Source organism: Polaromonas sp. P1_F8, from assembly GCF_056405635.1.
Map to the genome: position 1 here is coordinate 415,096 of NZ_JBFUBS010000003.1, position 15,234 is coordinate 430,329.

At 63.2% G+C, this 15,234-nt stretch carries 14 protein-coding genes; 3 read left to right on the top strand and 11 right to left on the bottom strand.

All coding sequences use genetic code 11. From position 1 onward, the window contains the following. Window positions 1-89: 89 nt before the first annotated feature. Complete coding sequence (locus AC1D1J_RS13835; protein ID WP_477694959.1) at window positions 90-485, top strand: DUF3597 domain-containing protein; 396 nt, start codon at window positions 90-92, stop codon at window positions 483-485. Between the two features lie 18 nt (window positions 486-503). Here AC1D1J_RS13835 and AC1D1J_RS13840 read toward each other — a convergent pair whose 3' ends face one another. The 5 genes from AC1D1J_RS13840 to mutS all read right to left on the bottom strand — a co-directional run bounded on the left by AC1D1J_RS13840 (window position 504) and on the right by mutS (window position 8,477). After that, a complete protein-coding gene (locus AC1D1J_RS13840; RefSeq protein WP_477694960.1) occupies window positions 504-2,009 on the bottom strand; it encodes an acyl-CoA-binding protein in 1,506 nt (501 codons plus the stop codon). Between the two features lies 1 nt (window position 2,010). Further along, window positions 2,011-3,291, bottom strand: a complete 1,281-nt coding sequence (locus AC1D1J_RS13845) for an MASE1 domain-containing protein (protein WP_477694961.1) — start codon at window positions 3,289-3,291, stop codon at window positions 2,011-2,013. Between the two features lie 849 nt (window positions 3,292-4,140). Beyond that, a complete protein-coding gene (locus tag AC1D1J_RS13850; protein WP_477694962.1) occupies window positions 4,141-4,983 on the bottom strand; it encodes an alpha/beta fold hydrolase in 843 nt (280 codons plus the stop codon). A gap of 3 nt (window positions 4,984-4,986) precedes the next feature. Further along, the gene (locus tag AC1D1J_RS13855; protein WP_457279118.1) at window positions 4,987-5,814 is read right to left on the bottom strand and encodes a proteasome-type protease; all 828 of its coding nucleotides are present in this window, start codon (window positions 5,812-5,814) and stop codon (window positions 4,987-4,989) included. A 50-nt stretch (window positions 5,815-5,864) separates the two neighbouring features. Next, a complete protein-coding gene (mutS, locus tag AC1D1J_RS13860) occupies window positions 5,865-8,477 on the bottom strand; it encodes a DNA mismatch repair protein MutS (protein ID WP_477694963.1) in 2,613 nt (870 codons plus the stop codon). Between the two features lie 312 nt (window positions 8,478-8,789). On the opposite strand from mutS, the gene AC1D1J_RS13865 reads away from it, so the two are divergent. Continuing rightward, window positions 8,790-9,644 (top strand): lysophospholipid acyltransferase family protein, encoded by an 855-nt coding sequence (locus AC1D1J_RS13865; protein ID WP_477694964.1) that lies wholly within the window; start codon window positions 8,790-8,792, stop codon window positions 9,642-9,644. A gap of 37 nt (window positions 9,645-9,681) precedes the next feature. Further along, a complete protein-coding gene (locus AC1D1J_RS13870) occupies window positions 9,682-10,458 on the top strand; it encodes a glycosyltransferase family 2 protein (protein WP_477694965.1) in 777 nt (258 codons plus the stop codon). On the opposite strand, the gene AC1D1J_RS13875 is transcribed toward AC1D1J_RS13870, so the two are convergent. From AC1D1J_RS13875 to AC1D1J_RS13900, 6 genes are all read right to left on the bottom strand, one after another. Next, the gene (locus tag AC1D1J_RS13875; protein WP_477694966.1) at window positions 10,446-11,246 is read right to left on the bottom strand and encodes a class I SAM-dependent methyltransferase; all 801 of its coding nucleotides are present in this window, start codon (window positions 11,244-11,246) and stop codon (window positions 10,446-10,448) included. The genes AC1D1J_RS13870 and AC1D1J_RS13875 overlap by 13 nt on opposite strands. 11 nt (window positions 11,247-11,257) lie before the next feature. Beyond that, complete coding sequence (gene fabG, locus AC1D1J_RS13880) at window positions 11,258-11,992, bottom strand: 3-oxoacyl-ACP reductase FabG (protein ID WP_477686649.1); 735 nt, start codon at window positions 11,990-11,992, stop codon at window positions 11,258-11,260. Next, window positions 11,989-12,495: a hotdog family protein gene (locus AC1D1J_RS13885; RefSeq protein ID WP_477695086.1), complete on the bottom strand. Its 507-nt coding sequence runs from the start codon at window positions 12,493-12,495 to the stop codon at window positions 11,989-11,991. Before AC1D1J_RS13885 ends, fabG begins: the two co-directional genes overlap by 4 nt. 14 nt (window positions 12,496-12,509) lie before the next feature. Beyond that, entirely contained in the window at window positions 12,510-13,340 is an 831-nt protein-coding gene (locus AC1D1J_RS13890; RefSeq protein ID WP_477694967.1) for a beta-ketoacyl synthase chain length factor, read from the bottom strand. Between the two features lie 9 nt (window positions 13,341-13,349). After that, window positions 13,350-14,543, bottom strand: coding sequence for a beta-ketoacyl-[acyl-carrier-protein] synthase family protein (locus tag AC1D1J_RS13895; RefSeq protein ID WP_477686913.1), 1,194 nt, complete (start codon window positions 14,541-14,543; stop codon window positions 13,350-13,352). Window positions 14,544-14,625: 82 nt separating this feature from the next. Then, window positions 14,626-15,210, bottom strand: coding sequence for a phosphatase PAP2 family protein (locus AC1D1J_RS13900; RefSeq protein WP_477694968.1), 585 nt, complete (start codon window positions 15,208-15,210; stop codon window positions 14,626-14,628). Window positions 15,211-15,234: the final 24 nt, after the last annotated feature.

Below are 15,234 nucleotides of genomic sequence, written 5' to 3' on the forward strand. Positions count from 1 at the left end.
TGCCCAAGCTGCGATTGGCGTGACGTCTGACAAAAGCTGTCACGTCCCGGTGTTACGCTGGATTTTTAAACTTCACCCAGGGGCGCACCATGAGTATTCTCGGCAAAATTTTCGGCAAGATATTTCCCTCGCTGCAAACGCCCGACACAGCGCCGCCGGTGGCTGCCGCCCCCGCTGACACAGCCCCCGCAGCGCCTGCCCCGGCGCCTGCAGCGCCGCCCATGCAGCAGGTCGATGTCGAAGCCCTGCTCAACGGCATGGCCAGCAAGAACCCGGAAAAACTCAACTGGAAGACCTCCATCGTCGACCTGATGAAGCTGCTGCACCTGGACAGCAGCCTGGGCGAACGCAAGGAGCTGGCGAAGGAACTGGGTTACACGGGCGACATGAATGACAGCGCGACCATGAACATCTGGCTGCACAAGCAGGTCATGAACAAGCTGGCAGCCAACGGCGGCAAGGTACCCGCCGACCTGATGGACTAGGCTTGCGAGGGGTAACGCTCAGGCGGACCTGAGCTTTTCGACCAGGGCTGTGTAGCCGGCCATCGCGTCTTCGCGGGCCATGCCCTTGCGCTGGGCCCATGCATCGTATTTGGCGCGGCCGGTCACGTCCATCATGCCGGGGCGTTCGCCGGTCGCGTCGCCCAGCGTCGCCTGTTTGTACAGGGCATAGAGGCCCAGCAGGGCTTCGTTGTCAGGTGGTTGGGCCAGCGTCTTCACCGCGATGCCGGCGGCTTCAAAAGCGCGTTCGGCTTCGCTGGGGCCGGCAGGGGCCACCGGTTCACCGAAGTGCGCGTCTTCCAGCGCCACGTCGTCGGGAAACCAGCGCGCATCGAGCAGCCGGCCCGAGCGCACCGCAAAGGCCAGCACACCCTGCGACATCAGGCCGCCGGCCGTGAGCGTGGCGGGTACCACGGCCACACCGGCATTGAACACCGGCTGCCCGAATGCGGTGAACCGCACTGCAGCGGCCCACGGCAGCATGGCTTGCAGACCCTTGTTGCCGCGGTAGACGCCGCTGGCGCGGTTGGCGCCGGGCTGGAACCATGCCATGTCCGAAGCGCCCCTGGCAAAGATGCCGGTGAAGTCGCCGGCTTCGAGCGCCGTGCGCAGCGTTTGCGCAAAGGCGGCCAGTGCTTCGGGGCTCATCTTCGGGTCATCTACCGCCATGCCCAGTGAGGCCGCGCTGCTGGCGCCGAAAAACTCCAGCACGTTGCGGGCAACCTGTTCGCGGTCGTTGTCGACGCAGATCATGTGATAGCTGTTTTCCAGCACCACCATGCGGGCTTTGGCGCCGCCGATCTGCTCGACCAGGTAGTTGGCCGAGCTCAGGCTGGTGAGTTCGTCCTCGCGTGCATGGATCACCAGGGTTTCGCTGGCCATGTCTTTCAGGCCCGTCATCACCCAGCCGCGAAGCCGGTCTACCTGCCGCACGCAGGCCAGCGGTACCCAGCGGTAATGAAAGGCTTCACCACGCGCAAATTTGGCTTTAACGATGGCGCGCAGCTGTTCGTTCTTGATGCCGAAAGGGTCTTCTTCCTCGACCTTCATGCGTGCCGCAACGCCGGGCACGTGGTACATCAGGTGGCGCAGCGGTGTGTACCAGGCGGTGGCCCACCCGTCGATGTAGATAGGCGGCGCCAGCGCGATCAGCTTGCCGCGCGTGTGCTTTTGCCGCTTGGCCAGCTCGGTGGCCAGCAGCGCGCCCATGCACATGCCCATGATGTGGAAGTTGTCGTGCAGCGCGGCTACCTCGTGGTACTTGGCCGTAACGGCATCCATCCACTGCTCGGCCGTCACGTTCACCAAATCCTCGGGCGTGGTGCCGTGGCCGGGCAGGGTCAGCGAATGCGTGACGAAACCGGCGTTTTTCAGCCGCTTGTGCATGGAGCCCAAATCGTATTGCGTGCCGCCCAGCCCGTGGATAAGAAAAACGGCCGGCGTCTTTTTGTCCACGGCCGGCGCTGGCGATTCGGCGGACGCGGTACTGGAAGTGTCCAGAGCCACGTCAGGCCTCGACTTCCAGCAGCGCTGCAACCTGTTCGACATTGCCGTCGGCGCCACGCACACCCGACAGGCGCGCGTTCACGCTGGCCACGCGGCCGTCGCTCCAGCGTAAGGTGTTTTTCCACAGCACGTGGTCGCGCTGGCCCTGGGTCAGGTCGCGCCAGTCGGCTTGCAGCCCGGGCTGCTCTTGCGGGTCGGTGTGGGCGATGAAGTCCTGCACGGTCAGCAGCGCGTTGGCGTTGGTGCGCAGCAACTCGCTGGCGCCTTCGCCCCATTCGGCAGCGCCCGTCCTGGCGTCAAAATTGGCGACTACCGTGCGGGTGGAGTCCAGCACCTGGCGGTAGCGGGTGCGCCAGTCTTGCGCCTGCGCCAGGGCTTGCGCGGCGGTGGCGCCCAGGGCATTGACCACGCCCACCAGCAGCGCCATCACGGCGACATAACCCTGGATCTCGATCACCGCTTCGCCGGGAAAGCCTTCCACTTCGGCGAAGGGGCCGCCGCCGGCGTTGGTCCAGGCGACCAGGGCGAGCGCGCCGATGAGCGTGGCCACCGTGGCGCCGCGCTCCTTCCAGAGGATGGCGGTTACCACCATGAAGGGCAGCGGCAGGTAGGTGAGGGTGGGGCCCAGTGATGCGCTGAACCGGTCGGACACATCGCTCGAAAAGATCAGCCCCGCCACCACAAAGAAAAGCAGGAAGGTGCCGGCGCCCGCCAGGAACTGGCTGGTGGCCATGCCGCCCGATCGCTTGACCTTGAAGCCGGAAAACGCAGTGATGAGCGGCGCAATCAGCAAGATGCCGACAAAGGTGGTGCAGGTCCACACGCGCCATTCGGTCAGCAGGACAACGGGCTCCGGCAGGGCCCAGCTCCAGAGCATCACGCCGATGCTGGCACCCAGCGCGGAGGTCAGCAGTGCGCCCAGCAGCACGCCGGCGTAAGCCTTGCCCGGCTCCATGCCGCCGTCGGGCCCGGTGCTGCGCAGCAGGCGCGCCACCCAGGCGCCCAGGCTGGCGCAGAGTGCTTCGTTCAGGCCAAAAGCGATGGCCGGCAGTACGGCCAGGCCGTCCAGCAAAGCCAGCGCGACGGCCGCCAGCGCGGCGCCCGCCAGCACGGCGGGGCGTTTGGGCGGCTTCACGGCCAGCAGCGCGCCAAAGGTGACACCCGTGGCCAGCCAGACGGATGCGCTCAGCGTCATCGCGTCGCCCATGCTTTGGGACAGCACCGCGGCAACGGCCCAGGCTAGAAAGGTCACGGCAAGGGTGACGATAAAGGACAGGGCCATGAGAAACCTCCTCTGAGAGTCGTTCTGATGTGCGGCACAGGGGCTGCCGGATGTGCTGGGCTAGTTTATCCAGTCTGTTGCGAATGTTGAACCGCAGTCTTAAGGGTAAGTCCCCGCAGCGTCAACATCGCTGAAATCTACATTTTTAGGTGGTTTTTGGACTTTTGGGTAATAGGGACGGGCGCTGGCAGCTATTGAATTGATAGCGGTTCCTTGAGGCCGGATTTTGCTCCGGCATTGCGCTTTTTGCTGAGGATTGCTGGCCGGGGGTTGCCCGGCATGCAACTCACTTTCTTTTGCTTCGCCAAAAGAAAGTAAGCAAAGAAAAGGCGACCCTGGTTCCTGCGTCCCTTCGCTGCGCTACGGGCAACCTGCGGTGCTCGGTCCAGCCGGGGGCAAAAACAACTCGCTTCGCTCAAACAAGTTTTTGCCCTGATCCGTCTGGCCCTGCGCTCCTCGGCGCATCCACAAGGGGTGGGGGAAGGAATACAGAACAGCCGAATACCAGAACCCGAATACCTGAAGAAACAAGGACACGCCATGGCGTGTCCTTGTTGGTATTTGTCTTCGGTCCCCGTTCCTGATCGCCCCTTCTGTCTGCGCCGAGGAGCACAGGTTCAGGCGGATCAGGGATCGCGATTGTCTGAGCCGAAGGCGAGTTCGAGCGAGACCCCGCCTGAACCGAGCACCGCAGGTTGCGCGTAGCGAAGCGGAGGGACGCAGACAGCAGGGTCGCCTTTTCTTTTGCTTACTTTTCTTTTGGCGAAGCAAAAGAAAAGTGAGTAGCCGCCGGGCTACCCCCGGCCAGCAACACCCAGCAGAGGGCGCACCGCCGGAAACAACAGCAGCCTACTCGAGGAAATTCCTCAAAGCCGCCTCAATCGCAGCCGCCGTTGCCAACGGCTTCTCCATCGGAAACAGATGACTCCCATCCAGCATCATGATCCGCCCCTTCGTCACCTTTTCGGTCATCGCCATTCCAACCTGCTTCATCTCCACCGATTGCCGTCCGCCGATAAAGGCAACGGGGCATTTCAGCGGATGGCGTTTGAGCAAACCTTCCAGATTGTGCGGAAGCGTGTTGTAGATCGCGGTTTCGACGTCGCGGTCGAAGCTCAGCAGGCGCTGGCCTTCGCCTTCGTCGGCATCGTCGTGGGTGCCATGCTCGATGTAATCACGCAGCACTTGTTCGTCCCAGGCGGCAAACGCCTTCTTGCTGCGAAAGTGTTCAAACACTTCCTCCTTGCCCAGCCACTGGTTTTTGCGTTTGCGGCTGATGGCGCCGGGGGATATGGAGCCCACCAGTTGTGCGCGCTTGGCCACGCTCAGCGCTGCGGCGCGCCAGCCGCCCAGGATGGGTGAGTCGACCAGCACCACGCCCTTGACGGCTTGGCCGCCCAGCACCGGGTTGCGTGCGGCGCACATCAGGCTTAAAAACCCGCCCAGCGAATGGCCCACCAGGAAAGCCGGCTGGCCGGATTTTTCAACCTCGCGGGCTGTGAAGTCGGCCAACTGCTGTACCAGGTGCGGCCAGTTGCTGGTGACCGGGTAGCGCGGGTCGTGGCCGAATTTTTCAATCGCCTTGACCTGAAAGCCGCGTGCTTTCAGGCTCTGGAACACCGCGCTGTAGGTACTGGCCGGGAAGCTGTTGCCGTGGGAAAAAATGACCAGCGGCTTTGCGTTGGCGGGCACGGCTTAAATCAGTTTTTCGTCAGGCGTGCTGATCTTCTTCAACGGCTCATGGCGCGTGGCCGGCATCTTCAACGGGATGTCGGTGTGCGCGTCGTCCCACACCGGGTCTTCGATGCTGTCGAACACCTCGCGCAGCTTCTGGCCCCAGCTGCTGTGCATCATGCGGTAGTAGGGGTTGTCGTTGTCGATGCAGACGATCTTGTCGCTCCGGTAGGTGTCGGCCTCATAGACCACCAGGTCCAGCGGCAGGCCAACCGAGAGATTCGACTTCATCGTCGAGTCCATGGACACCAGCACACACTTGGCGGCTTCGGCCAGCGGCGTGGCCGGGGTGAGTACGCGGTCCAGCACGGGTTTGCCGTATTTGGATTCGCCGACCTGGAAGTAAGGTGTCTCGTCGGTCGCTTCGATGAAGTTGCCGGCCGAATACATCTGGAAGAGGCGCATGTTCTCGCCGCGAATCTGCCCGCCAAAGACCAGCGAGACGTTGAAGTCGACGTCGGCGTTTTTCAGCGCCTCGGCGTCGCGGTCGTAGACGCGGCGGATCGCCGAGCCCAGCACGCGCGCAGCGTCGAACATGCTTTTGGCATTCCAGATCGTGATGGCTTCGCCGCCGTCGGGGTCCTTGAGCTGCTCGACCTGCAGGATTTCGCGGATCGACTGGGAAATCGACAGATTGCCGGCCGACAGCAGCACCATGAAGCGGTCGCCCGGCTTTTCATAGACGATCATTTTGCGGAAGGTGCTGATGTGGTCCAGGCCCGCGTTGGTGCGGGAGTCTGACAGGAACACCAGCCCGGCATTGAGTTTGGCGGCGACGCAGTAAGTCATGAGGGGGCTTTGGTGGCTTGGAAGTGTTGGGGCGGTCGGGTTGCGCTGGGTCACGGTGAGGCGGAGATCTTTTTCAGGCGGTACAGGGCGTCCAGCGCCTCGCGCGGACTCAGTGCATCAGGGTCTATGGTACCCAATGCCTTGTCCACGGCACTTTGCTCGGGCGCGGCGGCTTCGGGCGGGGCGGCAAACAGGTCGACCTGGGCGCGCGCTTCAGTCTGATGGGCCTCCAGCGCATTGAGCGCGTGGCGGGCGTGGTTGACGACGGCGGCGGGCACGCCGGCCAGCTTGGCCACGGCAATCCCGTAGCTCTTGCTGGCAGGGCCGGGCTCGATGTGGTGCAAAAACACGATGTCGGCGCCGGACTCGACCGCGCTCACGTGCACGTTGATCGCACCGTGGTGCTGCGCCGGGAATTCGGTGAGCTCAAAGTAATGCGTGGCAAACAGCGTGAAGGCCTGGGTCTTGTTGTGCAGGTAGGCGGCAATGCCGCCGGCCAGCGCCAGGCCATCGAAGGTGGAGGTGCCCCGGCCGATCTCGTCCATCAGCACTAGCGAATGCGGGGTGGCGGCGTGCAAAATCTGCGCGGCCTCGGTCATCTCGAGCATGAAGGTCGATTGCGCGTTGGCCACGTCATCGGCCGCGCCTATGCGGGTGTGGATGGCATCTATGGGCCCGAGCCGGCAGCTGGCCGCCGGCACGTAAGAGCCCACGCTGGCCAGCAGCACGATCAGCGCCACCTGGCGCATATAGGTCGATTTACCGCCCATGTTGGGGCCGGTGATGACCTGCATGCGGTGCTTGCCGCTCATGACGGAATCGTTGGCGATGAAGGCGCCGCCGCCGGTTTCGGCCAAGCGCGCTTCGACGACAGGGTGGCGGCCCTGGCTGATGTCGATGCAGGGCTCGCGTACGAACACGGGCGCGGCCCAGTTGAGGGTGAGCGAGCGTTCGGCCAGCGCGCACAGCGCGTCGAGTGAGGCGAGAGCGCGCGCCAGGCGGCTCAGCGCGGGAATGAAGTCCTGCAACTGGTCGAGCAGCTGTTCATACAGCCACTTCTCGCGCGCCAGTGCGCGCTCCTGCGCCGACAGGGCCTTGTCTTCAAAGGCTTTGAGCTCGGGCGTGATGTAGCGCTCGGCATTTTTCAGTGTCTGGCGGCGGCGATAGTCGTCGGGCACCTTGTCGAGCTGGCCCTGTGTGACTTCAATGTAGAAGCCATGCACCTTGTTGAACTGCACGCGCAGGTTGGCGATGCCGGTGCGGGCCTTTTCGCGGCCTTCCAGGTCCAGCAGAAAGTCGTCGCAGTTGGTCTGGATGGCGCGCAATTCGTCCAGGTCGGCATCGCAGCCGTGGTTGATGACGCCGCCGTCGCGTATCAGCGCGGCAGGCTCATCCAGCACATAGCGGCCGAGCAGTTCACGGCAGCCTTCCGGCGGTTGCAGGTCTTCAAAGATTTTGGTTAAAAGTGCCGGCAGCCCAATACTGACGGGCGCAACCAGCTCTGTTTTTTGTAGCGTGTCTTTCAGCGCCACGAGTTCGCGCGGCCGCACCTGGCGCAGCGCGATGCGGGCGGTGATGCGTTCGACGTCGCTGCAGCCCTTGAGCCTGGCGCGCAGGGTTTGCTGGGAGCCGCTGCGCAGGTGGGTAATGGCATCCAGCCTGTCGGCGGCCTGTGCGCGATCGCGGCGCGGGGTGAGCAGCCAGCTTTTCAGTGCACGGCTGCCCATGCCGGTGGTGCAGGTGTCCAGTAATGAAAACAGCGTGGGCGATTCTTCGCCGCGCAAGGTCTGCGTGAGTTCCAGGTTGCGGCGCGTGGTTTGCGGCAGCTCGATCAGCTCGCCCGAACGCACCACCTGCAGGCCCTGCACATGCGACAGCGCCCGGCCCTGTGTGTGTTCGGCGTAGCCCAGCAGCGCCGAAGCGGCGGCGTGCGCCTCATTCAGCGCTTCGGCATTCCAGGATGCGAGCGAGGCGACCTTGAGCTGGTCCAGCAGGCGGCGCGCGCCCAGGGCGGAATCAAACTGCCACGCTGGGCGGGCGCTGGCGGCGCAGCGCTGGGCTTTGAGGCGTTGCTCGAAGGCCGGCGTTACATCGACGTTGTAAAGCAGTTCGCTGGGCGCCACGCGCGCCAGCCAGGCTTCGAGCTCGTCATTGGCGCAGTGCGCCAGGTGGATTTCGCCCTGCGTCACGCTGAGCCAGGCCAGGCCGCAGGTATTGCGCGCGCCCTGGTGCACGGCCAGCAGGATGGATTCGGTTTTGTCGCTCAGCAGCTCGGTGTCGGTCAGTGTGCCGGGCGTGACCACGCGCACCACTTTGCGCTCCACGGGGCCCTTGCTGGTGGCGACGTCGCCGACCTGCTCGCAGATGGCCACCGACTCGCCGAGCTTGATAAGTTTGGCCAGGTAGCCTTCCAGGGAATGAAAGGGCACACCCGCCATGACGACCGGCTCGCCCGCGGACTGGCCGCGCCGCGTCAGCGTGATGTCGAGCAGGCGGGAGGCCTTTTCCGCGTCGGCAAAAAAGACCTCATAGAAGTCCCCCATACGGTAAAAAACCAGGGTGTCGGGGTACTCCGCCTTGATGCGCTTGTATTGCGTCATCATGGGTGTGTCTTCCGGCGCCCCGCCTGTTGGGTTTTTGCCGCGAATTGTTTCTTTTTGCATCAATGACCTAGCGCGTGCGCGCTTCCTTCTTTTTGCATTTTCGTCTCACCTGGCGCCTATCTCAGGGGCCGTTCCTCGATGTTTCCGGCTCCTGATTGTCCTTTACTATCAGGCACTTACCGTCAGGGTCGGCTTCTGCCTGAAAAACCTGGAGTGCGGCCTTCAGTCGGGATGAAGCCCTACGCTGAAATCCGGCAATTTGCCAAAGAACGGTATTTGTGAGGAGGTAGACTCACTTGCATTCATCCATTCAAAAAAGCAAGCCGGATACGGTCTGCGCCAGGGCCCACGACCTCAACCGAAAGGCAAGCAATGACCGAGCCGAGTATCTCGCCTTTCAACAGCGCAAGCGGGGCGGAGCCGACTGATACCGTGCTTGCCGAGCCGTCCCTGGCCAATAAGGGCCGCAGGGCGGTGCATGAAACCGCCCGTCTTTGTGTGGGTTACCTGGTGCTTGTCGGCGTCAGCCTGGCGGTCTCGTTGCTGGCGGTGCTTATGCGGCCATTGTTGCCGAGGGTATTGAGCAAACGATGGGGGCGCAGGCTGGTTGCGGCCACGTTCCGGTCTTACCTGCGCCTGCTGGTGTTGATGGGGGCCTGCCGGTTCGACCTGACGGCGCTGGATGCGCTGCAGGCGGGCCCGGCGGTGATCATCGCGCCCAATCATCCTTCCCTGTTGGACGCCATCATGATCCTGTCGCGCTTGCCTGACGCCACCTGCATCATGAAGGCGGACATCGTCAACAGCGTTTTTTTTGGGGCCGGTGCGCGGCTGGTAGGCTACATCCGCAATACGCCGCTGCGCACCATGGTGCAGCTGGCCGTCGCCGACTTGCGCCAGGGCAGCAGTTTGCTGCTTTTCCCGGAAGGCACCCGCACGCGGCGGTTTCCTGTGGGGCGCATGCAGGGAACGACCAGCCTGATTTCCAAATACGCGGGCGTACCGGTACAGACCGTTTTTATCGAAACCGATTCGAGGTTTCTGGGCAAGGGCTGGTCCCTGCTATGGACGCCGAAAATGCCGGTCACGTACCGTGTTCGCCTCGGCAAATGCTTTGAGCCGGTGAGCGACACGGCGCACTTCACCGCAGAGCTGGAGCAATACTTCCAGACCGAGCTGGGGCGTACCCGGTCGTCCTCCCTGACTGCTTCTGCGCCGCCGGCGTGAAGCTGCACGCAGTTTTCCGTTCAAGTTAAATCTCTCGATGAATGATTCCCTTCGCGACATGTCCAGGACGCACCTCGTCCTGATTCCCAGTTACAACCCCGGTGCCAAAGTTGACGAAACAGTTCGCAGTGCACTTGCTCAGTGGGCGCCGGTCTGGGTGGTCGTCGACGGCAGCACGGACGGCAGCACCGACCGCCTGCTGGCAATGGCCGCAGACGATGCGCGCTTGCGTGTCGTGGTGTTGCCGCGCAATGTGGGCAAGGGTGCCGCGGTGCTGCACGGCATTGAGCTGGCTGCGGCCCAGGGGTTCACGCATGTGCTGACCATGGACTCCGATGGGCAGCACCCCGCCCACCTGATTCCGGAGTTCATGGTCGCGTCGCTGGCCCAACCCGCTGTTATGGTGCTCGGCGTGCCGGTGTTCGCCGCGGATGCCCCGCGCCTGCGGGTCAATGGACGCAAGGTGTCCAATGGATGGGCCGACCTGGAAACCCTCTGGGCCGGCATCGGGGACTCCCTGTTCGGCTTTCGTGTTTACCCGATCGCGCCGCTGCGTGATGTGATGGCCGGGCAACGCTGGATGCGCCGGTTTGATTTTGACCCGGAAGCGGTGGTGCGCATGTGCTGGCGCGGCGTGAAACCAGTCAACCTGCCGGCCACCGTGAAGTATTTTCGGCCCGACGAAGGGGGTGTGTCGCACTTCAACTACTTGCGCGACAACCTCTTGCTCACCTGGATGCATTCCCGGCTTTTCATCGGGTTTGTGCTGCGCTTGCCGGTGTTGCTGGCCCGGCGCCTGTTTCAGCGATCGTGATGAGTTGAGGCCAGCGCCGCGGAGCCGGGCAGCGACTTGACTGCCTGGTATTCTGAAAATACGCCGGCTTCCAGGTGTTGCCTGACATCCGCCAGACCCGCCGCGCGCAGCGTGGCCAGCACCTGTTCGGGCGGCACGCAGGCTTCTATGCTGTCCCAGTAGTAGCGCCAGATGGACGCGGTTTCCTTTTGCCGCGAAACGAAGCGCGTCAGCAGCGGTATGACGCCGCGCATGTAGGTCTTGAGCAACCAGCGGCCCCAGGGGCTTTTTGCCTGGGTGATTTCTAGCACGCAGAGCCGTCCACCGGGCTTCAACACGCGTTCAAATTCTGCAAATGCCACACCCAGGTCGCTGATGTGGCGCAGGGCATAGCCCATGCTTAGAAAGTCGAAATGGTTGTCCGGAAACGGCAGGGACTCGGCCCGGCCCTCCACCAGCACCATGGTTTTTGGCAGCTTGCTGGCGGCCATCATGCCGGGGCTGGGATCAAGGCCGGTCACCAGTGTGGGGTCTCCGGCCAGGAGACACGCCTGGGCGGCAACCAGGCCGGTTCCCACGCCCACGTCGAGCACTTTCATGCCGGTTTTCAGGCCGCCGCGAATCAGTGCGTCGCGTCGATAGCGTGAACCGCTGCCCCAGGCCAGGATCGCCTCGATGCGGTCGTAGTCCGGCGCCGTGCTGTCAAAAATCCTGCGCAGATAGGTTTGCCGGTCCTGCTCTGTCTGGTAATACTCGGTCAGCGGGACATGGGGTGCATGCACCGTGGGAGTGTTTTCAGGAATGGTCATGGAGTGCCTTTTTAAATCATGCCGCCGTTGATGGAAATAACCTGGCCGCTGATGTAAGCTGCGCGCTCTGAAGTCAGAAAACTCACGAGGTCGGCGACTTCTTCGGGTCGGCCGGCTCGTTTCATGGGTACCAGCTGCGCGATGGCAGTGGCATCAAAACTGTCCTGGCTCATCGGCGTTGCGATGATGCCGGGCGCAACCGCATTGACCGTGATGCCGCGGCTGGCCACCTCCAGTGCAAGGGATTTTGTGGCCGAATGCAATGCGCCTTTGGCAGCCGAATAATTCACCTGTCCGCGGTTGCCTGCCACTGCGGCGACCGACGTGATGTTGATGATACGCCCCCAGCGCGTACGGATCATCGGCATCATCAAGGGCTGGGTGACATGAAAAAAACCATTCAGCGAGACGTCAATGACCTGTTGCCATTGCCGCAGCTGCATGCCCGGAAAGACCGCGTCGTCATGGATGCCGGCGTTGTTCACGATCACCTGGACCGGCCCCTGCAGCAGCAGGGTTTCCAGGGCAATGGCGGTTGCGGCGGCATCAGTGACATCAAACGCCACAGCCTCCGCATGACCGCCTGACGCCTGGATGGAGGCCACCAGCGCTAAGGCGGCATCAAGGCCGCGGTTGGCATGCACGATGACGTGAAACCCATCGGCAGCCAGTTGCCGGCAAATGGCCGAGCCAATGGCGCCACTGCCACCGGTGACCAGCGCGCGTTTGAGTACGGAGGCGTTCATGCAGTCCCCTTGGATGGTGCGCCGAGCATCACCACGGCGCGGCCTGACAGAAGCAATGCAGGGCCCGCGTGGACCGTAAACCCATAAAGAATACTGCCGGCGTCGCCGCTCGTGCGCTCGGCATGAATGGTGAGCGCGAGGTTGATGTCGTCGAGTCTTTCGACATGCAGGGTGACGCCGCGAACGCTGACCAGGTAGCCGAAGGGGGCGGCATCGCCGGCCTGCGGGTGGTTTTCCTGGGTACCGGCCACGGCTTCCGAGATCAGTGCGCCATGCACGGCCATGGCTTGCGCCGCATATTCAATCCCGCATGCGGCGCCCAGCCTTCCGTAGGCACGCAGGGGATTGCCGGCAGCGCGGTGGCTGGTGGCTTCGCAGGCAATCTGGCTGTTGTCCCACGCCGTGACGCGTTCAAGCAGGCACATGCTGCCTTGATGGGGAATGCGGCGCGCGATCTCGTCGTGCTCAAGACTCAAAGGCGCGTTGCAGGCCTTGGTGGGCATCAGGCCTGCAAGCGTCACGGTGCCACCTGCAGGGCCAGCTGCCGGCCGTCAAGGTAGTCCAGCACGATCCGGCCGCTTTGCTGCCGCGCGATGCTGAGCAGCAGCGGCAGGCAGCGTGCCGCAGGAATGTCTGTGCGCAGCTGTTCGAGCGCGGCGTCATCGAGCCGGTCGGCAGGCAAGGCCGTCAGGCAGTTGTCTGGTTCCAGCGTCCACTGCGCCTGGCTGTGTTCACTGCGGTAGGGTGTCAGCACCAGTCCCATGCCAAAGGTGTCGGGAATGGGGCGTGTGCTGTACAGCGGCTCCGGGTAATCGGTGTCATAAGCGACCAGCAGCACGGGTACCTGGTCCACCGCTACCTGGGTCATGGCCTCGAGCAGGCCTGCCGAAAAACTTGCATCGCGCGCGCAAAGCACTGAAGACGAAACCATCGAGCCGCTTGAAATGCTCCAGTAGCCGGAGGCGGCGTTGTGCACTGAATTGTGAAAGCGCGTCGGGGAGATCAGCCTGTCGCTGGAGGCCAGTGCATTGCAAATTTCGTGGCAATTGACGGCGTCGCCGCTGGAAGATGAAAACACGGATGCCAGCATGGCAGCTTGCAGGCCCGAAGCTGCAACGGCTTCCTCGCTCACAGCCAGCGACACCTTGACCACCGCGCCGGCCCGGCGGCGTTCGGCCTGCGGTAAAGCCATGGGTGGCGGAAGAACGCAGCGCGTGGCTTGATAAGCGGTGCTGCCTTTGAGATGTTCGCGCCCTTGCGCCCACCCCGCCAGTCCGGGGCCCAGTAGCCCGATACCTTCGACAAAGACCGTCAGCGCTGTTGCGGATGGGGATTGTGCTTGTGTCATGTCGGGACCTTAACCGGCACGGCCAAAAATCAGGCTGCAATTGGTGCCGCCGAAGCCAAAGGAGTTGCTGAGCACATGCCGGGGGGCGGCCTCCTGGTTGTCCAGGAGGTAGTTGACAGGCAGGGCCGGGTCGCGCTCATGGGTGTTGATGCCGCCGGGCAGCAGGCCGTGCTGCAATGCAAGCGCGCAGATCACGGCTTCAAGCCCGCCTGCGGCGCCCAGCGTGTGGCCGGTGGCGCCCTTGGTGGAGCTGCAGGGGGTGCCTGGGCCGAATAGCCCGGACACTGCCTTGGCTTCCGCGGCATCGTTGCTTTGTGTGGCGGTACCGTGCAGGTTGATGTAATCGATCCCGGCCGTGGTGAGGCCGGCCATGTCCAGTGCCTGCTGCATTGCCAGCCGTGCGCCCAGGCCGTCGGGATGGGGGGAAGACATGTGGTGGGCGTCGCTGGATTCGCCGACGCCCAGGAGCAGCACGTCACCTGGGGCGGGTTGTGCCGGCGTGGGCTCCAGCAGGGCGAAAGCGGCCGCTTCGCCAATGGTGATGCCATTGCGTGCGGCGTCGAATGGCCTGCAAGCCTGGGGGGAAATCAGGCCCAGCGAGTTAAAGCCATACAAGGTTGTGAGACACAGCGAATCGACCCCGCCGACCACGGCAGCATCGATCAGACCCGCCCGCATCATCCTTCGCGCGGAGGCAAACACCTTGGCACTGGAAGAGCAGGCTGACGAGACGACGGCGGCCGGGCCGGTCAGCCCAAGGTACTGACGCGTGAAATCAGCGACAGAAAATGTATTGTGTGTTGTGCCGTAAATGAAATCGGGGGGCAGGGCACCGGTCTCGGGGTCGCGCCGGCGATAGGCGAGTTCGGTTTGCAAAATGCCCGATGTACTGGTGCCGATGAAGACTCCCACGCGGTGCGCGCCGTATTTTTTGCTGGCGGCTGCCGCCGCTTCAGTAAAGCCGTCCTGCTGAAGCCCCAGCAGGGCGAGCCGGTTGTTCCGGCAGTCGAAGCGGGCCCATTGCGCAGGAAGCTGCACGCTGTCGGTGCCCGTGACCTCGCCTGCAAAGGTCGGCAGGTCGACCGTGTCAAAAGTGCATGGGGCGAGCCCGCTCCGCCGCGTACGCAACGCGTCGAGAGTTTGTGCAAGACCGCGACCCATGCTGCTGGTTGCGGTGAAGTGGGAAAGCCAAAGTGGATACAGAGAAAAAACCTATCTGAAGAAAAAGACACTTTAGCAAATCACGTGGCAAATCCGGCACCGTTGCGATGCCGGACACCAGCTGTTACTTGCCTGCGGTGCGCTGTTTGTGAAGATGCAGGGACAACCAGGCTGCCACCCCCCCCAGGAGCAGGCCTCCGGCAACGTCCACCGCGACATGCTGCCTTGTGGCCAGTGTGGAATAGGCAATGCCGAAACACCAGAGGGCGTTCACCGCCAGCAACCATGCGGGGACGGAGAATCGGCGCAGCAGGTGGTGCAGCCAGATGCCCGAAAAAAAGGCTGTTGCCACATGAAGCGAAGGGCAGGCGTTGCCTGCCGCGTCCATGTTTTTCAGGAAAAGCATCTGAGGGTATTTCGGCCAGTCAATGTCTGGAGCGGGTGCGGCCGTGGGCCAGAAATAAAAAACCAGCAGACCCGCCAGGCAGGTCAGCGCAATGGCGCCGCCATAGCGCAGGAGTTCGCGCCGGTCGCCAAAGAAGATGGGCGGCAGCGAGACATAAACCCATAGCGAGAGGTAAACCGGCAAGGCCAGCGGTTCAAAAGCGATGAAGCGGTCGGGCCAGGTGAGAGGCATCACCGCGATCGGAAAGGCCGGGTGCTTGAGCAGGTAAAAGTAGGCGCCGAAAAACACGCCGATGAAAAGCATCGTGCCAATGGCTTTCAGATAGAT